Raw genomic sequence first — 25,067 nt, 5'->3', positions numbered from 1 at the left:
GGATTTCATGAAGTTATTATTCTCATTTTTATTGCTGTTTTTTGTTGCTGCATGTCAAACAACAGCGCCTCTTGCCCCAATCCAGGAGGAGGAAGTAAGCGTAGAGGTAATGACGCCATCGGTCATAGAAGCTGATGAAGAGGGCTTATCCCACCTTGTAAAAGAGAAATCGCCTAGCGAGGAAGAAACTCAGGTAGATGCTGAAATTAACTATGAAAACATTTGGCTAAAATTAGCGGATGGTTTTGAATTTGAAGTGCCTGAAAATAGCCGTATTGCTAAGCAGCGTGATTATTATCTCAGTCATCCGACCTACTTAAAACAGGTGTCTAAGCGCGCCGAACCTTTTTTATTCCTTATTGTTGAGCAGATAGAGGCTAAACAATTACCTCTCGAATTAGCTTTATTACCCGTTGTCGAAAGCACCTTCAATCCCTTTGCTTACTCTCATGCGGGCGCTTCAGGACTGTGGCAGTTTATGCGTCCGAGTGGTGAACGTTTTGGTCTAAAGCAAGACTGGTGGTATGACGGACGCCGTGATGTTTACGCATCAACAACGGCTGCATTGCGTTATATGGAAGTTTTACATGGTTATTTAGGAGATGACTGGTTATATGCTTTTGCAGCGTACAACTCTGGTGAAGGGCGTGTGCAACGTGCGGTCCAAAAAAATGAAAGAGAAAACAAAGCGGTAGATTACTGGAGCCTCTCTCTACCAAGAGAAACGCAAGATTATGTGCCTAAGTTATTAGCATTAGTTGATATTTTACGAAATCATGAAAAATATGGTGTTGAATTACCTCATATCGCTAACGAACAAGTGTTGACTTATGTTGACACTGGCTCACAACTTGATCTAGCTTATGCTGCACAACTTGCAGACTTAACCGTGGCAGAAATTCAATTATTGAACCCCGCATTCAATCATTGGGCAACATCTCCAGAAGGCCCGCATAAACTACTTATACCTACACTGGTTGCTGAAAAATTTACCCGAAAATTAGCTGAAACAGATAAAGGTGATCGTGTCCGTTGGGCGCGCTACAAAGTACGATCTGGTGATAGCCTGAGCGTGATTGCGCAAAAAAATGGCACCACAACAAACGTGCTGAAGCAGATAAATGATATCAATGGTTCTTTTATTAAGATTGGACAACCTCTATTGATTCCTGTTGCAAGTAAGTCACAACAAGAGAAACTCTATGCACAAGCTAAAAGCTTTGAGTCTCAACAAAGTACTAACAAACGTAAAGTAACTCATACCATCGTTGAAGGGGATACGCTCTGGGATATTAGTCGTTTGTATAAAGTGACCTCAAAAGATATCGCGAAGTGGAATAAAATGAGCACTAAGAATACGTTACGCTTAGGGCAGCAACTAACGATTTGGAAGGCAGCAAAACAACCGGCAATACAAAAAGTGACTTATCAAGTACGCTCTGGTGATTCTCTTGGTGTCATAGCTCAAAAATTTAATGTTAAAACAGCTGATTTAGTTCGCTGGAATCAACTGCAAAATAAGAAGTATATTCAGCCAGGACAAAAATTACTGGTGCATGTCGATACGCGCAAATCTAATAGTTAACTTCCTCTACTTGTCATAAAACGGTCATCTAATTTTCTTATTGTTATTTAATTATAAATAACAATAAGAAATTACTATGACGACATCGACTCGAATCAGTCTTGATACCATTATTAAAGAAAAAAAATTAACGGTTTATTTTCAACCTATTGTTGCTAATAAGTCCACCGATATTTTTGCGTATGAAGCTCTGATTCGAGGGCCAATCGATACACCATTTCATTCGCCTCTTGCTCTTTTTGAAGAAGCAACCAAGCAGGGCCGTTTAGTTGAGTTAGAACTATTGTGCCGCTCGTTATCTATTCAGCAATTTCAAAGCCTTAAACTTGACGGTAAACTGTTCTTAAATGCCAGTCCTGATACGCTTTTTCAGCCAGGTTTTCGTGGTGGGGAAACGTTAAGAATGCTTGAGAAAGCAAACTTGTCAGCCAGTCGAGTTGTTATTGAATTAACAGAGCATAGCCCACTTGATAACTATCAAATGGTGCGTGAAGCGATCAAGCATTATAAAAACATGGGCTTTGAAATTGCGATGGATGATTTAGGCTCTGGTTATTCAGGGTTGCGTATGTGGGATGAACTAAGACCCGATTATGTCAAAATAGATCGTTACTTTGTGTCGAATATTGGTGTTGATAAAGTGAGGCAGCAATTTGTTCTTTCTATAAAAAATATTGCCGATGAACTGAATTGTAAGGTGATTGCAGAGGGCATTGAAACTGAGGATGAATTTAGGTTCATAGAAAAAATGGGATTACCCTTTTCTCAGGGGTATTACTTTGCCAAGCCTGCCGCTTTACCCGTGAGAAAAATACCTAAAAAACTGTTTTTCTCCGACGCTAATGCAGGTATTACACTGCTAGATCCAAGTACACCTATTGTTGCTGAATTACTGCAACATATCCCTGCTGTTAGTGAACATGATACCGTCGAGCAGTGTGCTAATTTATTTAAACTAAACCGAAGTTGGGAAAGTATCCCTGTTGTTCGCTGGACTGCTTCTGGCCAACAAAAGCCGCTTGGTTTAATCAGGCGTAGTTGTTTAACTAAATTGCTATTTTTAAAGTTTGGAAGAGAGTTGTCGGGTAAAAAGAGTATTCAGTCATTAGTGGATACAAACGTGATGATGTTGGAAAAATACCTCGCTATTGAGCAAGTAAGCCAGGCTATCAATCAACAATCAGAAGCGCAAAAAGCATTGGAGTTTATCATTACTAAGCAGGGAAATTATGAAGGAGTTGGTTCAATTATAGCGTTGGTAAAAATGATCTCTAATCTACAAATAACCAATGCTCGCTATGCAAATCCACTAACCTTATTGCCGGGTAATGTGCCCATTAATAAGAAGCTAGAGCAATATATATGTGCTGAATATCCTTTTGTTATCGCTTATATTGACCTTGATAATTTTAAACCCTATAACGATTATTATGGTTATGAAAAAGGAGATCAAATAATTACAGGTGTTGCAAATATTTTGCGCGAAGTCGTCACTGAACCTCACGATTTTATTGGTCATATAGGGGGGGATGACTTTATTATTATCACTTCAAATGAACTGATGAAAAGTATATGTGAGGCGATATTAACTAAGTTTAGTGAATGGGTAAGGCATCGTTATTTGCCTGAAGATCAAGTGATGGGGGGGATCTCGGCGAAAGATCGTTTTGGTAAAGATCAGTTTTATCCAATGTTGACCTTATCTATTGGTTGTGTGGAATTCCCTAGCCCTTTTTGTACAAGTTATCATGATGTTGCAGTATTAGCTACGGATGCGAAATCTATGGCTAAAAAACAAAAGGGTAACTCGGTGTATATTGCTAATGCACAAGTAGATGCCGCGAATTGCGCGCAATACCAGCAGCCTAATGCTGCTGGTATTGCGCTAAGTGCTTAATATTAACAGTTCAAACGTTGTGCATACTGATTCGTTATTGAATTAGCTTTTGCAACTTGCACGTAGTTTTTTAGCGGCTTCAACCATGTTAATAAGAGCAGGCTCTACTTCATGCCATTGTCTTGTTTTGAGGCCGCAATCAGGGTTGACCCAAAGCTGCTCCACTGGAATACGTTGTGCTGCTTTTTGCATTAATGAAACCATCTTCTCAACATTAGGTGTATTGGGAGAATGAATGTCATAAACGCCTGGGCCAATCGCATTGGGGTAATTGAAGGCTTCGAAAACATTTAATAACTGCATATCAGAGCGTGATGTTTCAATGGTGATAACATCTGCATCCATTTCCGCGATCGGTTGAATAATGTCATTAAACTCCGAATAACACATATGTGTATGTATTTGTGTTTTATCAGCAACACCATTAGCAGTAATGCGGAAGGCTTCAATTGCCCAATTTAAATAGTTTGACCACTGAGAGCGTTGTAAAGGCAGTTTCTCTCGTAATGCGGCTTCATCAATTTGAATGATTTCAATGCCTGCTCTCTCAAGGTCTAACACCTCTTCACGGATTGCTAACGCAATTTGCTGACATGTTATTTTGATGGGTTGATCATCTCGCACAAAGGACCAATTTAGAATAGTAACGGGTCCAGTTAGCATCCCTTTCACTTTTTTAGAGGTTAATGATTGTGCATATTTAGTCCACTTGACAGTCATTGGTTGAGGACGTGAAACATCACCAAATAAAATAGGTGGTTTAACACAGCGCGATCCATAGGATTGTACCCATGCAAATTGAGTAAATACAAAACCCGCTAATAACTCTCCAAAATATTCCACCATATCATTACGTTCAGCTTCACCATGCACTAAAACGTCTAAACCAATTTTATGCTGTTGCTCAATACAAAACTGTATCGATTGCTGTATCTGTTGCTGGTACTCATCAGCATCGATTTCACCCGATCTTTTTGCTTTTCGAGTTGCGCGAATCTCTTTTGTTTGCGGAAAAGACCCAATTGTTGTTGTTGGGTACTTAGGTAGGTTGAGGCTCTTTTTTTGAATGGCGCTACGTAGCGCAAACCCTTGCTGACGATCACCTAACTGAGCGTTTATACTTGCCACTGATTTTTGTACATCGGGATTGTGGATACGAGTACTGTTTTTACGTGACGTGATGGCTAATTTATTTTCTGAAAATTGCTCAAAAACTGTGTCTAGCCCCTCGTTTAAGGCACTGCCTAATAAACTGAGTTCCTGCAGTTTTTGCGTTGCAAAAGCTAACCAATTTTTTATTTCACTATCTAGTTTTATTTCACTTTCTAAATCGACAGGAACATGTAAAAGAGAGCTGTTTGGTGCTATCCATAAACGATCTTGCAATTGTTCATGTAAAGGTGCAAGCCAGCTTAATGTGTCATTAAGATCGGTTTTCCAAATGTTACAGCCATTAATGACACCAAGCGATAACACTTGCTCAGGGGCTAATAATGCAGCGACCTGTGATACTTCATGTTGGCCATTGATCGCATCGATGTGCAAGCCTGCAACGGGTAATTGAGATGCTAATAAAAGGTTATCTTTTAACTCACCAAAATAGGTTGTTAGTAATAATTTAACAGGTGACTGCTTGAGCGTGTGATAAGCGCTTTGTAAAGCAGTTTGCCACTCATTGTTCAACTCTAAAGCGAGAATTGGCTCATCTATTTGTAGCCACTGAATGTTGTTTTCTTGTAGTTTTTGCAGTAATTGCTGGTAGGTTTTTAATAGCGCGGGTAAAAGAGTTAGCTTATTGCTTTGATCTTTTTCTTTACCTAGCCAGAGGTAAGTGACAGGACCAATGATCACGGGTTTAGCATTTTTATTGATGCGCTGAAGCTCTTTAATTTGCAGTAACAAATTATCTGCATTAAGTTCAAAACTAGTTTGTTGATCGAACTCTGGGACGATGTAATGATAATTAGTATTAAACCATTTTGTCATCTCGCCTGCGTCAGATTCACCTGCATGGGGTGTAGAGCAACATTGCTTTTGTTGTGATCTACCACGTGCCACACGAAAATAATTATCAAGTTGATTTTCACCCTGTATGGCCCGTTTAGGCAAGTTACCCAGTAATAAACTCATATCAAGCACTTGGTCGTAAAGTGAAAAGTCACCGACGGTATGAAAATCAAAGGCTAATGTTTGTTGTGAATGCCAGTTCTCTGCGCGTAATTCGCTAGCTGATTGTTGCAACTGTGTTTCTGAAATTTCTCCGCGCCAAAATTTTTCCAAAGAAAACTTCAGTTGTCGTTTATGACCAATGCGGGGAAATCCTAGGTGATGTAATTTTGCCATCTGTTTATCTCATCTGTTAGTTGAAGTGAATAATGATTGTATTAACAATTAAACATGAGTAATAATGATAAATAACCTTAAACACATGAGATATGTTCATAATGATCGAGCCATTACATTTAAGAATAATGATTGCACTGGATGAAAAAGGCACGCTGACACAAGCCGCTGATGCGCTTTTTTTAACCCAATCTGCGCTATCGCATCAGATCAGGCATCTTGAAAAAAAATTGAATGTAAAGTTATGGCAGCGTTGTGGGCGGCGATTACGGTTAACGCCGGCAGGAGAGTTATTATTAAAGACGGCACATCAGGTAATGCCTGCATTATTACAAACAGAAAGTTCATTGAAAGCGATAGGGGAAGGGCAACAGGGGGTGTTAAGAATTGGCGTGGAGTGTTTTCCTTGCCATGAATGGTTAACTAAAGTGGTTGCAAATTTTTTAACAGATAAGCCAAATATAGATGTCGATATTATTAGGCAGTTCCAGTTTTCGGGGTTAGAGGGGTTACTACATCATCATGTTGATCTTCTTATCACACCTGATATTAGTGAAAATGAGAATCTATCGAATGTTCCTTTATTTGAATATGAGCAAGTACTGCTGGTGGCAAACAATCATGCATTAGCAAATCAACTGCATGTATCTGCGCAGCAACTTCAGGATCAAACCTTGTTTACTTTCCCAATTGAAAAACAACGTTTAGATATTTTTAATCAATTCTTATGGCCCAATAATATCGAGCCTAAGGCACATAAACAGCTCGAATCCGTTGCAATTATATTGCAGATGGTTTCACATCAACGAGGAGTTTGTGTCTTACCTGAGTGGCTTGCTGATAGTTATGCACAACAGTATTGCGTTAGTAAACTGCGTTTAGGTGAAAAAGGGCTATTTAAAACACTTTATGCCACCGTGAAAAAACAAGACAAGACACTTCATTACCTACGTCACTTTATCGCGCTAGGCCAACAGGGCGTAATAAAGTGATGACAATACTAGCGTGGGTTGCCTATAAAAACCTCTAACGCATCTAGTGTTAGTGGCTTTGAAAAATAATAGCCCTGATAAAGGTCGCATCCTTTATTTTTTAGGATAGTTACTTGTTTCTCTGTTTCAACGCCTTCTGCGAGTACCGTCATCCCTAAATTTTTACCCATGGTTATAATGCTTTCAACCATTGCACGATCATTTTTATTATCAGTGATGAAATCAATAAAGCTTTTGTCTATTTTTAATTCATCAATCGGCACATTTTTTAGCATGCTGAGAGAAGAGTAGCCAGTACCAAAGTCATCTAATGAAAGGGAAACATTTTGCTCTTTCATTTTTTTAAAAATAGGGCGTAAACGTTGTACATTTTCAATAAATAGACTTTCTGTTATTTCAATCGTAATGTCCATGTAAGGCGATTTATAACAATTCAAGCAATCACAAAGTGCTTCAAAAAAATTAAGTTGTACAAATTGCCGAGCTGATACATTAATTGATAGTTTAAATGACTTTTTCATCTTATATTGCAATGTTGATATATCAGCCATTGCTTTGTTCATAATATAAGCCCCAATCGCCGGCATGAGACCTGTTTTTTCAGCAATAGGGATGAAAATCTCTGGTGAGATAATACCTAGTTTTTCATTATTCCAACGCACTAATGCTTCTACACCATACAGTTCATGTTGAGCATTGAGCTGTGGTTGGTAGACCAGTGTGATCTCATTTTTAACAAGTGCATTTTGTAATGCCTGTTCTATTTCAATCTTTTTAATTAGTTGTAAGTGAATTCTTTTAGAAAAGAAAACATAACAATTCTTCGATTTTTTGGCAATCAGCATACTGTTATTTGCATAGCTAATTAGTGTTTCAATCGATGTCGCATTAAGGGGGCTTTGTGCAATACCTATTGATGCGCTAATTTTGAAATCAGTATTATTAACAATATAGGGAAGGTTTATTTCTGCTAATAAGTTTTGACAGTATTGCTTTAATTTTTCTTTATCAGTACAGTCAATTAAGAGTATAAATTCATCTGCACTAACGCGAATAGCGGTATCATCGATCTTGTTGAGTGCTTTGCTTATCCGTTTACTTACTTCTATTAAAATCAAATCACCATAGCTATAACCATAACTATCATTAATACTTTTGAAATGGTCAAGGTCGATATAGAGCAATGAGAAAGGCTGATTCTTTCGGTGATATTTGCTTTCTCTATTGGCCAATATACTACGGTTATATAAACCCGTTAGCAGGTCATGTTCTGCACGGTAAGTCAGTTCTGCTATCTTATGCCTTTCAATGCGACTGACCCACTTAAAAAGAAAAAAGATAATAACGATGACAAATAGATACAACGCACCATAAATAGTGAGATGTTGAAGTAATATTTTCTGTAATGAGTTATTGGACTCTATGAGGGTGAACCAAATATTTAAGTCTTTATTATACAAAAGGTTTACATTGCTCATTTCTGAAAACTGTACCTTTAGTTGTACAACGTCACCAGATTTTCGGATATCATTAAGGCTCAGGCCTTGTTGTTCAATTTGCGCTTTTACTGCGGTAATATACTTTTCTGGAACGGGAAGGCCAAATACTTGGCGGTATTTATTAACTGCGAGGTTGCTCTGCAATATTCGATAAAAGCTATGATCGAGCGTTGCTTGCATAATACGTTTTCCGGTACTGATATCATTCCATTGCTTAGCGAGTGTTTGTAGCTCTATTGCAGATGCGATCACGCCAATAAGTTCACCTTGATTATTTACAATACGCTTACGAATCGGGATGATCCATTTTCTCACGCCATTAAAGTAATAGGGGCGTCCAATCGTCATTTCATCTTGTGATAACGTTTGTTTAAATGATTGCTTTGTTTCTTCATTGGTTAATAGATTAGAGAAATGAGCTGTTTGTAAATTACCACTCACAGATTGAACATTGCCATCGGTGGTAAATAAAGCAAATCCAATCAATAGTGAGCTTTTTGATAGCACATTACTAATAATTTCCTGGTTTAAATTTTGATGTGCTATTGACTCATAACTAATCAATTCAAGCATAGATTCGAACTGAGAGAAAGCAGACGAAACATGAGAATCAAACAGTTTTGTGACGTAACGCTGCTCCGCTTTTATATCGTGTTCAAGCTCTGCTTGCTTGGAAAAAAGCGACATGGCGAGAATTAAGAGACCGCCGAAAGCAATAGTATAAAATAGCAGCCATGTTTTTTTTAGTAATTGATTCATTAAGTCGAGTCGTTCGCTAAGAGAAAGATAAATAAATAGTTGTTGTTTTTTATATAAAATTAATGTGATTTGTTTGATTGTGATTGTTTGCTGTTAATTAACAATAGTAAGTTAATAAAAATCATACAATTGTGCGATGTATCTGAAAAATAAAACATTTATAGCACACTTTGATTAAAGTGAAGATCAGTGAAAATTAATTTTATAAACCTATTTTAAAAAAATGTTAGAGAAAATGATGTAAATCAAACTGCTCCCCCCTATTAAAAAGGTAAATTAACGCCCATTGTGATCGATGTAACAAAAAGTTTCGTTTATAATGCGCGCTGAAACAATAATGCAATGCACAAATATTGCACATAAAAAGCGTTCATTAAGGCCCTATAAATAGACCGGGCGTAAATCAGAATTTTATAGTTTTAAATTTAAATAAGGACACATCATGTCAGTAAAGAAAATGGTTGATCTAGATTTAGCAGGCAAACGCGTATTTATCCGTCAAGATTTAAACGTGCCAATCAAAGATGGTAAAGTAACTTCTGATGCGCGTATCCGTGCTTCTATTCCTACAATTAAATTAGCCCTAGAAAAAGGCGCTAAATTAATGATCACTTCTCACTTAGGTCGTCCAACTGAAGGTGCTTCTGCTGAAGAAAATGCAGCATTCTCTCTACAACCTGTTGTTGATTACTTAAATGAAGCATTAGACGTACCTGTTCGTTTAGCGACTGATTACTTAAACGGTCTTGAAGTTAACGAAGGTGAAGTTGTTGTACTTGAAAACGTTCGTTTTAATAAAGGCGAAAAGAAAAATGAAGAAACATTATCTAAGCAACTAGCTGCTTTATGTGATGTTTACGTAATGGATGCATTTGGTACGGCTCACCGTGCGCAATCATCTACTAACGGTGCTGGCGTTTATGCTCCTGTTGCATGTGCTGGTCCTTTACTAGCTGCTGAACTTGAAGCGTTAGGTAAAGCAATGGATAACCCAGCTCGCCCATTAGTGGCAATCGTTGGTGGTTCTAAAGTTTCTACTAAATTAACAGTACTTGAGTCTCTTTCTAAAATTGCTGACCAACTTGTTGTTGGTGGTGGTATTGCAAACACATTCATCGCGGCACAAGGCCATAACGTTGGTAAATCATTATACGAAGCAGATTTAGTTGAAACTGCTCAGAAATTAATGACAGATTGTGCAATTCCAGTAGCAACTGATGTTGCATGTGCTAAAGCGTTTGATGAAAATGCAGAAGCGGAAATCAAAAACGTTGCAGACGTTCAAGATGACGACATGATCTTCGATTTAGGTCCTGATTCAACTAAAGTACTTGCTGACATCATTAAAGATGCAAAAACAATTCTTTGGAATGGCCCTGTTGGCGTATTCGAATTCAAAAACTTTGAAGCAGGTACTGAAGGTATCTCTAAAGCGATTGCAGAATCAGCTGGCTTCTCTGTTGCAGGCGGTGGTGATACATTAGCTGCTATTGATAAGTTCAATATTGCTGCAGATGTTTCTTACATCTCAACAGGTGGCGGTGCTTTCCTTGAGTTTGTTGAAGGTAAAGAGTTACCTGCTGTAACAATGCTTCAAGCACGCGCAAACGACTAAATGATTTGAGAAAAAGCGGGATATAATCCCGCTTTTTTTTAAATGTTTTTTTTACACTGTACTTGTGTAAAATAGCGCACGAAATTAAACCAAATTTAATTCAAATAAATAGATAGGATATATCTCATGACTAAGATTTTAGACGTTGTAAAAGCTGGTGTTATCACTGGTGATGATCTTCAAAAAGTATTTGCTGTTGCAAAAGAAAACAAATTTGCACTTCCTGCTGTAAACGTTGTTGGTTCTGATTCAATCAATGCTGTACTTGAAGCTGCTGCTAAAGTTAAAGCACCAGTTGTAATTCAATTCTCTAACGGCGGTGCTGTATTTAACGCTGGTAAAGGTCTTAAACTTGAAGGTCATGAAGCTGCGATTCTAGGTGCTGTTTCTGGTGCTAAGCACGTTCACGCAATGGCTGCTGCTTACGGTGTTCCAGTAATTCTTCATACTGACCACGCTGCTAAGAAACTTCTTCCTTGGATTGACGGACTACTAGACGCGTCTGAAGCACACTTTAAAGAAACGGGTGCTCCATTATTCTCTTCTCACATGATCGATCTTTCTGAAGAGCCATTAGAAGAAAATATCGCAACTTGTGCTAAATACTTAGAGCGTATGTCTAAAATGGGCATGACGCTAGAAATCGAACTAGGTTGTACTGGTGGTGAAGAAGACGGTGTTGATAACTCTGATATGGATGAGTCTTTACTTTACACTCAACCATCTGAAGTTGATTACGCATACGTTGAATTATCAAAAATCAGCCCACGTTTCACTATCGCTGCTTCTTTTGGTAACGTACACGGTGTATACAAGCCAGGTAACGTTAAACTAACTCCAACAATTTTACGTGATTCTCAAAAATTCGTTTCTGAAAAACACGGTATTGCTGCTGACGCATTAAACTTCGTATTCCACGGCGGTTCTGGTTCTACTGAAGCAGAAATTCAAGAGTCTATTGGTTACGGTGTTATCAAAATGAACATCGATACTGATACACAGTGGGCATCTTGGGATGGCGTTCGTGTTTACGAAGCTGCTAACCGTGATTTCTTACAAGGTCAAATCGGTAACCCAACGGGTGAAGATGCACCTAACAAGAAATACTACGATCCACGTGTTTGGTTACGCGCAGGTCAATCATCAATGGTTACACGTCTAGAGAAAGCATTCTCAGACCTTAACGCAGTTGATGTTCTATAATTTAACGCATTGCGTTGATGTTAGATAAATAGATAAAGCCAGCTTAATTGCTGGCTTTTTTTTGCCTAAATTTTGAATTAATCCCTAATATAGGTGTCAGAGTTAAGCGTCGATACAGATGCTTATTGAGGAAATCCTATGCGCTATCTATTATTATTTACCCTGTCACTATTTTCATTTTCCACACTTGCTAATGCTTTTCCTGATGACCCATATGTCGTTGTGACGGGTAATGCATCACTCGAGGTTAAAGCGGATCAAGTTATTATTGAGTTCCAACCGAGCGCTGTTAATAAAAGTGGTGAACTAGCCAAACAGCAAGTTGATCAAAAAATTGCCGTCGCATTAACTAATCTTAAGCAGGCAGGTTTTGATATCAATTTAGTCGAAAGTATCAGTCAATCCACACGTCCTGAATATGAATATCAAAAAAATAAACGCGTATTACTGGGTGTAAAAGTGACGCATCAGCTACGTTATCGTTTAACAGAAATTGATCAAACCAATAAATTTTTAGATGCATTACTGAATGCGCAGGTTGAAGCTATCTCTCCATTGCGATATGGCTTACAAGATACGCAACAATGGCAAGCATTAGTGCGTAAGGCTGCTGTGTTAGATAGTAAGCAAAAAGCGGGTGATTTAGCGCAATTATATGATGCTAAATTAGGTAAGATTTATTCGGTTAATTATCAGAGTAACCATCCTCAGCCAGTATTAATGCGTGCAATGGCGATGGAGAGTGATGCGGTCGCCATTAAACCTAAAAATATCACCTTAAATGATCGCGTGGAAAGTGTGTTTTTACTTAAGCCTTAATGTCATCAACAGATCACTGAATGAGAGGGCTGTTCATTATACCGATTACATTAATTATGTGATCTAAATTTTGCGCAGGAAAAACAGCTTAATTCAAGGCGTAAGTTGACGCAAATGGTTGTTCCCTTTGCGAAACTTACAACGCAGAAGTAAGTTGTTTTAACCAGCAAAATAGATCAGCTATTTACTGTAATTGGTATTAACACTTCAGTACCTATCTCTAATCGTTCTTTTGAGGGGGAAAAGGTCATTAGATAACTACGCTGAGGTTGCAGTAACGAGAGCAGTTTTTGCTTGAAGGGTTCAATCTCAGCGGTGGCTAAGTTAGATTCAAAACTAAGGTAACTGGTTAATTTTTCAGGAGTGATGTGTACGGTAAAGTAGTACTCACCATTAATCGCGTTCATTGAATAACCTTTTGGTTCAAAGCTATAATGATCAATTTGAAAATCATTAAAGTGTTTCGCAAGTTGCAGTTGTAAGGCAACTTGCCCTGCCTGTACCTGACCTAGTTGTAGTTGTTCGAAAAAAGGGCCGCTAAGGCCATGTAACATCAATATGTTTTTAGTTGCTTTGGGCTGTTGATTATTACCAAAAAGAAAAATATCCCCACAATAATCTTCATTCCAATGATGGCTATCACCTTTGAGTTTCTTTTGTAGTAAAAGGCTATCTTGCTGGAAGCTGCTTTTTTGGCGCTCGGGAAAGTACGCTTGATGGCGCTGAAAAAGCAACGAACTAATCTCTTTACGTGCGACCTTCTGTTGGAAAAATAGCGACGCCTTTATGAGATGTGTTTCACCACAGGTGATCAGTAGTAAGCGATCTTGCCAAACAAATAGACTCGATTCTGATAATAAAAATGCTTTCAGCTGAGGACTTTCGATAGAGGAGATAATATAAGCGCCTGCCTGCTTCACCATCTCCTGCCAAAATTGGTTCTCGAGTGCTAATAAATTTATTGTCGTGGTTATCTCTAACCGTTTTTCGCTGCCTTCGTAAAACATGGCTAATTATTTCTTTCTTGCTTGAATATCAGAAATGCCTGCACTCACTAAGCTCGACACGACAATTGCCATATAAAAAACTCCGACAATCGCTTCTGTATAAACAAGAAAGCGAGCAATTGGGTTAATTGGGAGTAGATCTCCAAAGCCGAGAGTGGTTAAAGTGACAAAGCTAAAATAGATAAAGTCGGGAAAGTTTTCTTGCCAGGTTTTAGATTCAAGGCCGCTAAATGCACCTGGAATAAACTCGGCAAGTAAAAGGTATAAGACTACCCAAATGAGACCTAATAGGAGAAAAATACAGATCGAGCCGACAATATTATTGGTGGTGATTTGACCGGAAAAAAGTACCTGTTGGGCTGCAAGCTTGAGGGTGATAATGAAAAAATAGAGCATGATGAAAAGGTGGATAAAGGATAACTCTGCTTTATCTAATGCAATAACAAGTGTACTGATAATGGAGGCTGTGGCAATAAGGCCAATCACTTTATTGAAAGCGTAACGACTTGAACGTAGGCTCCATACACCAATAGCCATGCTAATAACGGTGAATGCAATAACTAATGATTGTCCTAGGAGTGAGCGTTCAAAAAATTGATCCACGACTGCGCTCGAAAGTAACATAAAAAACAGGCTAAATAGCAGGTAAGAAAAATTGTCTTTTTCAGTAATATGTTTCCTAGGAAGTAAGGCGTGCATCTTTTGTCTCGCTTAAGTGATATTAACGATAGTTTACTGTTTTTACATTATTTAGGTAGCTGTTTTTAAATTGTAAATGAAGCGCCTAATTTAACGTAGTTAAAATTATTTGTTTCATGAAATAAACTCTATTCAAGAAAGAAACTAATAACGCAGCGACTCAATCATAGTTAGCGTATTGATTATTGTCACCGTTACCTCTCATCGTTGATATAAAAACATCAATAAAAGTGGATTCATCGTTTTCAATTCAGAGTGTTAGCGACTAATATTAGGGCAATCATATATTTATACGGATATAACTATGGAACACACTCTATTTACAAAAAATGTAATTGAAGCGGCTATACGCGTTAGCTTAGTTGCTGTTGTCATCTACTTTTGCGCGAAAATCTTACAACCCTTTGCGATGGCTGTTTTATGGGGGGCTATCATTGCCGTTGCAATTTACCCGCTATTTACACGTTTTAAAAATTTGCTTGGTGGGAAGAGTAAATTAGCAGCATCACTTTATGCGGTCATTGCAATCTCCGCCCTGATAACCCCTACGGTGATGATATCAAACTCACTGATTGATACTTCTGTTACCATTAATGAGCAATACCAAAGTGGTGCACTAACCATTCCTGCACCCAGTAAAAGTGTTGCTGAGTGGCCTTTAATTGGCGAGAAAACCTATACATTTTGGAATGGAGCCTCAAAGAATTTAGAGAATACATTAAATACCCATCTGCCTCAGCTTAAAAGTATTGCTACCAGTGCTTTTTCCGCTATAGCGGGTATTGGCGGAACGGTGCTGCAATTTGTCCTTTCTATTATTATTTCAGCTGTTTTTGTTGCCAGTGCTGAGAGCGCTTACCGAGTGATCATTAATATTTTCTCTCGATTAACGGATGCTAAAACGGGGAAAGAGTATACCGACCTTGCGCGCGATACGATTAGAAGCGTGGCACAGGGGGTATTAGGCGTTGCGATCATCCAAGCATTACTCGCTGCACTTGGGATGTATGTGATGGATGTGCCTGCGTGGGGATTATGGTCATTAGTCATTTTGGTATTTGCGATTGCCCAACTTCCACCTATTTTGGTTTTAGGTTTTGTTATCTCCTATGTTTTCTCCGTTGCAGAAACGACACCGGCTGTTATTTTTATGATCTATGCGATTATTGTTAGTGCCAGCGATGGTTTCCTTAAACCTATGTTTTTAGGGCGAGGAATGGAAACACCTATGTTGGTCATCTTACTCGGGGCGATTGGTGGCATGATGATGTCTGGTATTATTGGATTATTTGTTGGTGCGATTGTATTAGCGCTTGGCTATGAGTTGTTTATGAAGTGGTTAAATAGTGATGTTTCAGCGCAAGCCTTAGAAGATCAAACAGAAGAGAAAAATAATGGCTGAAGATGATACTAAGGTAGAGGAACAAAAAAGCGCAGAGCCAACAAAAGAAAAAGCTGTTATTGCGAGTAAAGATCCGGTGCGAAAAATTACTAAAATAGTGCTCGTTGTTGTGGCTTTTGTGTTTGTTTGGTATGTGATTGCAGACCGACATGCTCCATGGTCTGATCAAGGACGAGTACAAACGTACATCACGCCAGTTGTTCCTCAGGTTTCTGGTCGTATCACTGATGTTTATGTTGAAAAAGATCAAGTTGTTGAAGCGGGAGAAAGATTATTTCAGATTGACCCCACGGACTATGAGCTTGCTGTGGAAACGGCAGAGTCTTCGTTAGAGCTTGCAGGACAAGAGATCGGTGCAGGTGTTGCGACAGTCGTTACCGCTCAGGCACAACTTGTTGTTGCAGAGACAAACTTAGAGCATATTCAAGCACAAAGTGCGCGCGTTTTTGAGCTTGAAAAGCAGAAAGTATTTTCTGTTTCAGAAGGGGATAAAGCACGTGCAGCGATTAAGCAGGGTAAAGCGCAGGTGCGCAGCGCAGAGGCTGGATTAGATAAAGCCAAGCAAGCACTTGGTGCAGAAGGTGATAAAAATCCACGGATTCGCAGTGCAATAGCCAACCTTAAACAGGCACAACTAAATTTAAGTCGTACGTTGGTTTTTGCTCCTTCATATGGTGGAATCACCAACTTGCAGGTTGATAGTGGTTTTTATGCTAATGCAGGGCAAGCGGTGATGACCTTTGTCGAGTTTAATAATATTTGGCTGCAGGTAAACCTACGTGAGAATAACTTAGCAAACTTACAAATCGGCAACCCCGTTGAAGTTTCGCTGGATGTTCAGCCCGGCGTTATTTATAGCGGGAAAATTAGTAGTATTGGTTTTGCGGTAAATAGCACCACACCCGATGCCATTGGCGGATTAAGCAGTGTCGAAGGGACAACAGGGTGGTTACGTGATGCGCAACGTTTCCCTGTTATGATTACCTTTGATGATGTCGGTAGCATGCCCAAAGGTTCATTAAGGTTAGGGGGGCAGGCCGATGTACAGGTGTATACAGGAAAAAACTGGTTTGTGAATAGTATGTGCTGGTTATGGATAAGGGCCCTCAGTTGGTTGTCTTATGTCTATTGAGGTGAAAAAAATTGGTTTTTGGCAAGCAATTAAGCAAGATGTGACATGGATGCGCCAGTTGCGTTTTGCCTTTGGCGTGACGTTCGCATCAGGACTTGCTTATGGTATCAATTGGCCATTGGCATTTTTATTACCCATTTTCAGTTGTATGTTATTAGCGTTACCCCTGCCTAAACCAAGCCTACAAGTTAGTTTGAATAATATGTTTAATACCTTAAAGGCTTTTGCACTAGGACTGCTTTTTTCACTGTTCTTTTTGCAGTATCCGATCGCTTATATTTTAATGCTTGGGTTAGCCCTATTTCATATCTATTATTATCTTAATCGCGGTGGTTCGTTTTGGTTAACGCTGATGAGCCTCATTGCGATTTTGATTTTACCGATGATCGCGAACTCTAATGAAGGCCTCGCGATCGGTTTTTCTGCAGGGTTTGTGTACTCAAGTTGGTTAACGATTGCCATCATTTGGTTGATGCACTTTATTTTTCCTGATCCTCAGTTTACTGCTTTTCCTACTCCACCTGGCTTTCAAAAAAAATACTCTAAGGTTGCGGCTCAATTTGCGTTGAAAAGTGCGCTAGTGACATTTCCAATCGCCGCACTCTGCATTAGCTTTGTATTAACCGATTATTTATTGGTGATGGTATTTGCAGCGATGTTTATCTTGAAACCAGAGTTAAGCGCAGGGATTGATGCGGGTAAGAACTCGATGATTTCAACCTTACTGGGAGGGGCTTATGCGTGGATCTTTTATTGGTTGATGGTTGCAGTTCCTGAGTATCACTTTTACTTGATACTGTTGCTGATGACGACGCTATTTTTTGCGCGTAATATTTTTTCAACAAAAAGTACAGCTAAGTATTACAGCTCGGCATTAATCGCGATGTTAGTGGTCTTTAATAGTAGTGTCTCTGCGGGGGCTGACTTTAATGCAATTCTGTTTAATCGCATTTTCCTTATTTCTGGTGCAATCGCCTATATTGTTGTGATGTTAAAGGTACTAGAACATTTTGGTATCGCTAATACAGAAGCCAAGAACTAGAACACTAACAGTAATACCTTTTTGCTGTTGGCTCTATTCGTTGTCATTGAATTAATCACAGCAAAATTTTGTATCTATTGAAAGATAAGGCATAATCAAGGTACTTTACTCTTTGAAAATAGGTTTTTAAATGCACTTGTCTCCTCTTAAAAAACGCCTTATTGGTGCCTTATCTCTGGTTGTTTTTAGCTCTTTTTCTATGGCAGCTAGCGTCGATAAAGCCGTTGTTGAAAAAATTACTAATAAAATGACAATGCTAGACATGTCTGTGACCACCATTACGCCTTCAGCTGTAGATAGTTTATATGAAGTATTGACCAACCGAGGTGTATTTTATGTTAGTCAAAACGGGCAGTTTTTAGTACACGGTAATATTTATGACCTTGATAATAAAATGGAAAATATTACTGAAAAAAGCCTAACCACGCTGCGTTTAGAAAAACTAAAAGCATTTGAAAAAGAGATGATTGTATATAAAGCGCAAAACGAGAAGCATGTCGTTACTGTGTTTACTGATACTAGCTGTGGTTATTGCCAGAAGTTACATGCAGAGATGGCGGATTATAATCAATTAGGTATTACTGTGCGTTATCTAGCATTTCCACGCGGCGGCATAAACTCAAATGCATATAACACCATGGCTTCTATCTGGTGTTCTGATGATCCAAAACTTGCAATGGACAATGCTAAAGCGCGTAAACAGATTGAACCAAAAAGCTGTGATCACAGTATACAAGCACAGTATGAATTAGGTCAGTTCTTTGGTGTTACTGGCACACCTGCATTAGTATTAGAAGATGGGACTTTACAACCTGGTTACTTACCTGCTCCGCGTTTATTCGATCTGCTAGAACGCTCTAAAGGTTAAAGAAATTTAATTTTTTTTCATATAAACTGCACGCATATTTTAATTATCAGTGCAGTTTTTTATGGCCTCTATTCAAGTAAAAAATAGACCGCATAGCGATGCGAGTTTTTTAAACCTTCCTTGCTCTCCTTTACTTAAGCAGCTTTACGCAAATCGTGGTGTGGTTAGTGAACATGAACTTGATAACAGCACTAAAACCTTATTGCATGCCAAACAATTAAAGGGCATTGATAGCGCCTGTGAGTTGCTATATCAAGCGCTTTTATCAGCTAAAAAAGTTGTTGTAGTCGGTGATTTTGATGCTGATGGTGCAACGAGTACTGCGCTGAGTATGCTCGCCTTTCGAAGTCTTGGTTTTACACAGATAGATTACCTTGTACCGAATCGTTTTGATTATGGTTATGGACTAACGCCTGAAACCGTTGATTTAGCGATCGCGAAGGGGGCTGAGATAATCATGACCGTTGATAATGGTATCTCTAGCTTGAGTGGTGTCGCTCATGCTAAAAAATTAGGCTTACAAGTTCTCGTGACTGATCATCATCTTCCAGCTGAGCTGTTACCTGATGCTGACGCTATTGTGAATCCCAATCAAGTTGGCTGTGATTTCCCAAGTAAAAACTTGGCTGGTGTTGGCGTCGCTTTCTACCTGATGCTTGCATTGCGGGCTTTCCTTGCTGAGAAAGGTTATTTCGCACAACGTACTGCACCAAATCTTGCAAGCTTATTAGATATTGTTGCATTGGGGACTGTTGCAGATGTAGTGCAATTAGATGCCAATAATCGCACCCTCGTACAGCAGGGGCTTGCACGTATTCGTGCTGGTATTTGTCGCCCAGGCATTAGTGCGCTAATCAGCGTGGCTAAACGTAATCAAGCACAGCTAGTTGCCAGTGATTTAGGTTTTTCATTAGGGCCAAGGTTAAATGCAGCAGGGCGCCTTGATGAGATGAGCTATGGCGTTGACTTGTTATTATGTGATGATCCGATGCAAGCTAATATTATGGCTAATGAGTTGGATGCGTTGAACCAGTCTCGCCGAGAAATTGAGCAAGGGATGCAAGAAGAAGCGTTAAAAACGCTAACAACGCTTAAGCTTGATGAAAGTAATATGCCACACGCGATCTGCCTGTTTGATCCTGAATGGCATCAAGGCGTAATTGGTCTGGTAGCTTCACGTATTAAGGAACGCTATTACCGTCCGACATTTGTCTTTGCAAAAGGAAATGAAGGCGAAATTAAAGCTTCAGCAAGGTCAATTCCAGGGATCCATATCCGTGATATGTTGGATCTTGTTGATAAGAAAATCCCCGGTGTTATTTTAAAATTTGGTGGTCATGCAATGGCGGCTGGTTTATCTATCAAAGAGAGTGATTTTAGGTGCTTCACTGATACACTTAATGAAACCCTAGATGAGCAAGTTGATGAAGCCATTTTAACCAATGTATTACTTTCCGATGGGCAGTTAAATGGGGCGCAAATCAATATCGAGCAAGCGCAAGAGCTACGTGAAGCTGGCCCTTGGGGGCAAGCATTCCCTGCGCCGTTATTTGATGGTAACTTCAAACTACTACAACAACGATTAGTCGGTGAAAAACACCTTAAAATGGTATTAGAAGTTGAAGGAAAAGCAATCGATGCCATTGCCTTTAATATCGACCTAAAAACATGGCCTAACCCTATGGTAAAAGAGGTGTTTTGTGCGTATCGTCTGGATGTTAATGAGTTTCGAGGTAATCGAACAGTACAGCTATTAATTGAGTTATTACAGGTGCCAAACAAGGATTTTTGATGCATTACGTTTACACTACCATTATGGTGTTTTTTTTATTATTTACATCCTCGCTTTTCGCTGAACAATCACCTGCGACACTAGAAATAAATAGTGAGCAAAGTGCGTTGCAGCTAACCGAGCAAGAACTTGCTTGGATACAGGAAAACAGATCTGTCACTATGATTGGTGATGCGTCTTGGTTTCCCTTTGAAGGCTTTGATGAAAATGGTAAATACCTAGGTATTGTTGCTGAAATTTTAAATCTCATAACAGAAAAATCTGGGCTGAATTTTGAGGTGAGTAAAACAGCTTCATGGTTGCATTCAGTACAATTTTCAGAGGATCAGCAAGTTGATATTATCTCTGCCAGTGCGTCTAATCCGATTCTTGAAAAAAATTACCGAGAAACCTATAGCACCATAAAAAGCCCTATCGTGATCATTGCACGTGAAACGATGCAATATATACCCGATCTCACAACGGTCAAGGATCTACGCGTTGCGCTTATCGGTACTGCGGGTTATAGCAATAAAATTAAGCAAGCTTTTCCAGAGGTTGATTTTATTGAAATTGAAGAGATTAGCGAAGCGCTAGTTGGTGTTGCTGAAGCACAGTTTGATGTGGCGCTAATGAGTATGACGGTGGCAAGTTATCAAATGGCTGAGCTTGGATTATATGAGTTACGCATTGCCGGTATCACCGAGTTAGATATGGAGTTAACTCTATTTGTAAATCGTAATGAGCCGGTATTGTGGAGTATTATTGATAAAATAAAACGTCATGAGAGTAAGCAAGAACGTCATGAGATCCTTTCTCGCTGGGTTAAATATAAATATGTTGATCGTTACTCATCGGAGATGGTACGCCTATTTATAATGGCGACACTGTTTTTAATCGCTTTTATTTTATATCGTAATTATTTGTTAAAAAAACAAACTAAGTTATTAACCAAGCTTTCTCAAAGAGATAAGTTAACCAATACTTATAATCGCCTTTACTTGGGCCAACTACTTTCAGAGCAGGTTGTAAAAAGCCAGCATGAGAATAGTACCTTTAGTTTAATTATGGTTGATATTGATGCCTTTAAGAAGATTAACAATAAGTATGGTTATCAGATAGGCGATAAACTGCTGCAACACTTTTCTCTCTTAATTAAAGATAATATTCGTCACCAAGATATGCTTGGTCGATGGGGCGATAGGGTGTTTATTGTTATTTGTCCCGATGCAGATTTAACAAAAGCACATCGTTTAGCAGAAAACTTAAGGCAGGAAATATCTCAGGCGATCTTTCTAAATGTTGGTAAAAAAACGGCGTGTCTAGGTGTTGTTGAATATAAGGCGATTGAGTCTTGGGATAGCTGTCTAGGGCGCTTAGAGGCATCATTGCAGTGCCCTAAATAATTAGGCTATCTGAGCTCAATAAAGAGTAGATGAACTCTTTATTGAGCTTAACAATGAACGTTTATACCAATGGAATTTAATAGGTGATCAGAGTTTTCGTAGGAAAAATTATTACTAATAAGGCGTGAGTTGCAGGAGATAGTTGTTCTCACTTCAAAACTCACAACGCAGTTAGGGATAATTTTAACCAGCAAGAATGACCACTTTATTAGTTCCTTTGGTATTATACTGCACCGCTGTAGTCAAGTTGACGCCATGCTTCATACACGAATACTGATACTGCATTAGAAAGGTTCATAGAGCGACTTTCAGGTTGCATTGGAATACGTAATTTTTGTTCTAAAGGCAGTGCCTCTAAAATTTCACTCGGTAATCCGCGCGTTTCAGGTCCAAATAATAAAACATCGTTACTTTCAAAATTAGCATTACTATGAAAAGTAGTTGTTTTAGTAGTACAGGCAAAAATACGTTTACCTTTTACAACTTCTAAGAAAGCCTCGTAATTTTTGTGATGTTGAATATTCGCTATTTCATGATAATCCAAGCCCGCACGGCGAACTCTTTTTTCATTGAAATCAAATCCTAAAGGCTCAATTAAATGCAGAGCACAGCCTGTGTTAGCGCATAAGCGAATAATTGCCCCAGTATTTTGTGGGATCTCAGGTTCAAACAGTGCAATTTCAATCATGGTTTCTCAGTTTATCAATTAATTAAATCGGGGGAATTGTAAATGCATCGATACCTGATTACCAAGGTTATCTGCCCAAATTTTACCCCCATGTTTAAATATCGCGTTTTCAGCAATACTTAGCCCTAATCCTGCGCCACCGGTTTCGCGTTCTCGTGACTCATTGAGCCGATAGAAAGGGCGGAAGATATTATCTAATTCTTTTTCTGGAATAAGCGGGCCATCGTTACTAATTGTTAGCGTGATAGTGTGCGGGGTAATGTGAATCTTGACCGAGATCTGTTGTTTAGCATACTTGATCGCATTACGAATAATATTTTCAATTGCGCGATAAGCGAGCTCTGGATAAATATTGATAGATACCTTGCTAAGAGTTGGGTAACTGAAGGTTTTACTATATTCGTTAGCTTCAAATTGTGCATCTAAAAAGAGATCTTCTAAAAAATCATCAAGTGCAAGATCTTCTTTTTTAGCTTGATGTAATTGAATCTGTGAAAGGTTAAGCATCTCAGCAATCATTTGCTCCATCCGCTCAGCTTCTAATTCAATGCGTTGTAACTCCTTTGTATCACCCGTATGTTTTTTGGTAATGGCAACAGCTAACGTCAGTCGCGTTAAAGGGGAGCGTAATTCATGGGAGATATCACTTAATAAACGCTGCTGGTTATTAAGCATATTTTTTAATGATCGCACCATCAATTGCATCGATTTTGCCAGCATAGTGAATTCATCACTATTTTTTATTTCCGGAAAAGGAATATCTAATTCACCACGCGCTACTTTGGTTGAGATAATACGTAGTTGACGCAAAGGTAATGTTAAATGCCACGCAAAAAAGGCGCAAATAGGCATCGTAACGAGAATACCGGTGAATATAAGTAGCAGAGGGTTATCTAGTAACCACTCTACTAGCTCGAGTGATTTTTTCTGATTGGGTGTGGAAATATATATCAGATATTCATGTTGATTGTGTACTAGTAGGCGTGGTCCATAATAAGTTTTATAGGTATTAATTTTTTGTAATGGTTTTTGGGGGGATTGGCTATCCAGCATAAATTGGCGAATTTTACGTGGTGCGGTCGCATTGATAAGGTGCCCTGTGGTATCGGTTAAAAATACCTCAGTATGTTGATCTGAATCGTTATTATTTGCTAATAAACGCAAAATAGAACGGCTGCCTAATAGCGGATTTTTATCAAGTAAGGATGTTAGTTTTGATGATTGATACAGAATTAATTCTGAGCCAGCGGTCTTAATCGGCTGTAGCTGTCTACTATCTAGTTGTGGTAAAAGGATTAATGCACTAATCAGTAAAGCGATTAATAACCAGAATGCGGCAAATATTTTGGCAAAAAGAGAGTTAGTAGATTTCCATTGCACAGCGCGATCCTTATAAAAGTACGATGATGCCCATATTACCTTACTGTCTGTGCAGCTTGAAGTAGTATAGGCATAAATCGTGTGCTTCTATTAGCTCGCTGCGGATAAATTCAGTTCGCCATCAACCCACATGTAGCCACGGCCTCTAAAGTTCTTCACGCGTGTTTGGCCATCTTGTCGAGTCGGTAATTTACGACGAATATTACTTAAATGCATGTCGATACTACGATCGAATGGCTGTAATTTTTTACCAAGGACTTCTTCACTAAGCTCTGCTTTTGAGAACAATTCGCCAGGATGAGCAAGAAATTTTTCTAATAATAACAACTCTGTGCCCGTTAGTTCGATAGTGAAATCTTGGCAGACCGCTTGTTGCTGAGCAGGAAATAGTTCGATATCTAAATGCGTCAGCTTACTTGGAGACTCTGAGTTTTTATGTTGAGTACGACGTAAAATAGCACGGATACGAGCAAGTAATTCACGTTCACTGAACGGTTTAGCTAAGTAATCATCAGCACCCATTTCAAGGCCAAGTACTTTATCGATCTCATCGCCTTTTGCCGTTAACATCAATACTGGCGTATCACTTTTTTGACGAAGTAACTTTAATACTTCAAAGCCATTTAAACGCGGCATCATTACATCAAGTAAGATTAAATCGTAATTGCCTGTTAATGCTTTTTGTAAGCCATTTTCACCATCTGGTGCAGTATCAATATTAAAGTTTTCAAGTGATAGGAACTCAGCGAGCAGTGATACAAGTTCTTTATCGTCATCTATTAAGAGAAGATTTTTCATGGTCAAGCCTTATCGTCATTCTCGTATAAGCAGCAACATGCTTTCAGAGAGGCAAAATTAAATTCGTCTCTAAATCAAGTCCGTTTGAAGTCAAAGAGGTGTGATGTATCTTTATTTGATGGGGCTATTAAACACTTTTTTTGTGGTTATTGTTATCTCATT

General features: G+C 38.8%; 19 protein-coding genes. 12 read left to right on the top strand and 7 right to left on the bottom strand.

What is annotated here, in order from left to right; translation table 11 throughout:
• The first annotated feature begins 7 nt into the window (after nucleotides 1-7).
• Nucleotides 8-1,585, top strand: coding sequence for a lytic transglycosylase (locus QQK09_RS03380; protein ID WP_284202710.1), 1,578 nt, complete (start codon nucleotides 8-10; stop codon nucleotides 1,583-1,585).
• 76 nt (nucleotides 1,586-1,661) lie between these two features.
• Nucleotides 1,662-3,482 (top strand): GGDEF domain-containing protein, encoded by a 1,821-nt coding sequence (locus QQK09_RS03375; protein WP_284202709.1) that lies wholly within the window; start codon nucleotides 1,662-1,664, stop codon nucleotides 3,480-3,482.
• A gap of 42 nt (nucleotides 3,483-3,524) precedes the next feature.
• Here the strand turns inward: QQK09_RS03375 and metE are convergent, their stop codons facing one another.
• Nucleotides 3,525-5,825: a 5-methyltetrahydropteroyltriglutamate--homocysteine S-methyltransferase gene (gene metE, locus QQK09_RS03370; protein WP_284202708.1), complete on the bottom strand. Its 2,301-nt coding sequence runs from the start codon at nucleotides 5,823-5,825 to the stop codon at nucleotides 3,525-3,527.
• 101 nt (nucleotides 5,826-5,926) lie between these two features.
• Here metE and QQK09_RS03365 point away from each other — a divergent pair, with 101 nt between their 5' ends.
• Nucleotides 5,927-6,817, top strand: coding sequence for a LysR family transcriptional regulator (locus QQK09_RS03365; RefSeq protein WP_284202707.1), 891 nt, complete (start codon nucleotides 5,927-5,929; stop codon nucleotides 6,815-6,817).
• An 8-nt stretch (nucleotides 6,818-6,825) separates the two neighbouring features.
• On the opposite strand, the gene QQK09_RS03360 is transcribed toward QQK09_RS03365, so the two are convergent.
• On the bottom strand, nucleotides 6,826-9,075 hold the full coding sequence (locus tag QQK09_RS03360) for a bifunctional diguanylate cyclase/phosphodiesterase (RefSeq protein WP_284202706.1): 2,250 nt from the start codon (nucleotides 9,073-9,075) through the stop codon (nucleotides 6,826-6,828).
• A gap of 442 nt (nucleotides 9,076-9,517) precedes the next feature.
• Here QQK09_RS03360 and QQK09_RS03355 point away from each other — a divergent pair, with 442 nt between their 5' ends.
• The 3 genes from QQK09_RS03355 to QQK09_RS03345 all read left to right on the top strand — a co-directional run bounded on the left by QQK09_RS03355 (nucleotide 9,518) and on the right by QQK09_RS03345 (nucleotide 12,712).
• Nucleotides 9,518-10,690 (top strand): phosphoglycerate kinase, encoded by a 1,173-nt coding sequence (locus tag QQK09_RS03355; RefSeq protein WP_284202705.1) that lies wholly within the window; start codon nucleotides 9,518-9,520, stop codon nucleotides 10,688-10,690.
• Nucleotides 10,691-10,816: 126 nt separating this feature from the next.
• Nucleotides 10,817-11,893, top strand: coding sequence for a class II fructose-bisphosphate aldolase (gene fbaA / locus QQK09_RS03350; protein ID WP_284202704.1), 1,077 nt, complete (start codon nucleotides 10,817-10,819; stop codon nucleotides 11,891-11,893).
• Between the two features lie 138 nt (nucleotides 11,894-12,031).
• On the top strand, nucleotides 12,032-12,712 hold the full coding sequence (locus QQK09_RS03345) for an SIMPL domain-containing protein (RefSeq protein ID WP_284202702.1): 681 nt from the start codon (nucleotides 12,032-12,034) through the stop codon (nucleotides 12,710-12,712).
• A 176-nt stretch (nucleotides 12,713-12,888) separates the two neighbouring features.
• On the opposite strand, the gene QQK09_RS03340 is transcribed toward QQK09_RS03345, so the two are convergent.
• A complete protein-coding gene (locus QQK09_RS03340; RefSeq protein ID WP_284202701.1) occupies nucleotides 12,889-13,719 on the bottom strand; it encodes an S-adenosylmethionine decarboxylase in 831 nt (276 codons plus the stop codon).
• 6 nt (nucleotides 13,720-13,725) lie between these two features.
• Nucleotides 13,726-14,418 carry a potassium channel family protein gene (locus tag QQK09_RS03335; protein WP_284202700.1) on the bottom strand — a complete coding sequence of 231 codons (693 nt, stop codon included), beginning with the start codon at nucleotides 14,416-14,418 and terminating at the stop codon, nucleotides 13,726-13,728.
• 304 nt (nucleotides 14,419-14,722) lie between these two features.
• Between QQK09_RS03335 and QQK09_RS03330 the strand changes: the two genes are divergently transcribed.
• From QQK09_RS03330 to QQK09_RS03305, 6 genes are all read left to right on the top strand, one after another.
• Nucleotides 14,723-15,820, top strand: a complete 1,098-nt coding sequence (locus QQK09_RS03330) for an AI-2E family transporter (RefSeq protein WP_284202698.1) — start codon at nucleotides 14,723-14,725, stop codon at nucleotides 15,818-15,820.
• A complete protein-coding gene (locus QQK09_RS03325; RefSeq protein WP_284202697.1) occupies nucleotides 15,813-16,952 on the top strand; it encodes an HlyD family secretion protein in 1,140 nt (379 codons plus the stop codon). The genes QQK09_RS03330 and QQK09_RS03325 overlap by 8 nt, the downstream gene beginning before the upstream one ends.
• On the top strand, nucleotides 16,942-17,994 hold the full coding sequence (locus QQK09_RS03320) for a DUF2955 domain-containing protein (RefSeq protein WP_284202696.1): 1,053 nt from the start codon (nucleotides 16,942-16,944) through the stop codon (nucleotides 17,992-17,994). The genes QQK09_RS03325 and QQK09_RS03320 overlap by 11 nt, the downstream gene beginning before the upstream one ends.
• 130 nt (nucleotides 17,995-18,124) lie before the next feature.
• Nucleotides 18,125-18,862 carry a bifunctional protein-disulfide isomerase/oxidoreductase DsbC gene (dsbC, locus tag QQK09_RS03315; RefSeq protein ID WP_284202695.1) on the top strand — a complete coding sequence of 246 codons (738 nt, stop codon included), beginning with the start codon at nucleotides 18,125-18,127 and terminating at the stop codon, nucleotides 18,860-18,862.
• Nucleotides 18,863-18,923: 61 nt separating this feature from the next.
• A complete protein-coding gene (gene recJ / locus QQK09_RS03310) occupies nucleotides 18,924-20,654 on the top strand; it encodes a single-stranded-DNA-specific exonuclease RecJ (RefSeq protein WP_284202694.1) in 1,731 nt (576 codons plus the stop codon).
• Entirely contained in the window at nucleotides 20,654-22,039 is a 1,386-nt protein-coding gene (locus QQK09_RS03305) for a transporter substrate-binding domain-containing diguanylate cyclase (protein ID WP_284202693.1), read from the top strand. Before recJ ends, QQK09_RS03305 begins: the two co-directional genes overlap by 1 nt.
• Before the next feature lie 223 nt (nucleotides 22,040-22,262).
• On the opposite strand, the gene trmL is transcribed toward QQK09_RS03305, so the two are convergent.
• From trmL to QQK09_RS03290, 3 genes are all read right to left on the bottom strand, one after another.
• Nucleotides 22,263-22,727, bottom strand: coding sequence for a tRNA (uridine(34)/cytosine(34)/5-carboxymethylaminomethyluridine(34)-2'-O)-methyltransferase TrmL (trmL, locus tag QQK09_RS03300; protein WP_284202692.1), 465 nt, complete (start codon nucleotides 22,725-22,727; stop codon nucleotides 22,263-22,265).
• Nucleotides 22,728-22,745: 18 nt separating this feature from the next.
• The gene (locus QQK09_RS03295) at nucleotides 22,746-24,107 is read right to left on the bottom strand and encodes an ATP-binding protein (protein ID WP_284202691.1); all 1,362 of its coding nucleotides are present in this window, start codon (nucleotides 24,105-24,107) and stop codon (nucleotides 22,746-22,748) included.
• Nucleotides 24,108-24,197: 90 nt separating this feature from the next.
• Complete coding sequence (locus QQK09_RS03290) at nucleotides 24,198-24,905, bottom strand: response regulator (protein WP_284202690.1); 708 nt, start codon at nucleotides 24,903-24,905, stop codon at nucleotides 24,198-24,200.
• Between the last annotated feature and the right edge of the window lie 162 nt (nucleotides 24,906-25,067).

This window comes from Psychromonas marina (genome assembly GCF_030161115.1).
GTDB lineage: Bacteria > Pseudomonadota > Gammaproteobacteria > Enterobacterales > Psychromonadaceae > Psychromonas > Psychromonas marina.
This window is presented reverse-complemented; position numbering and strand designations above follow the sequence as displayed.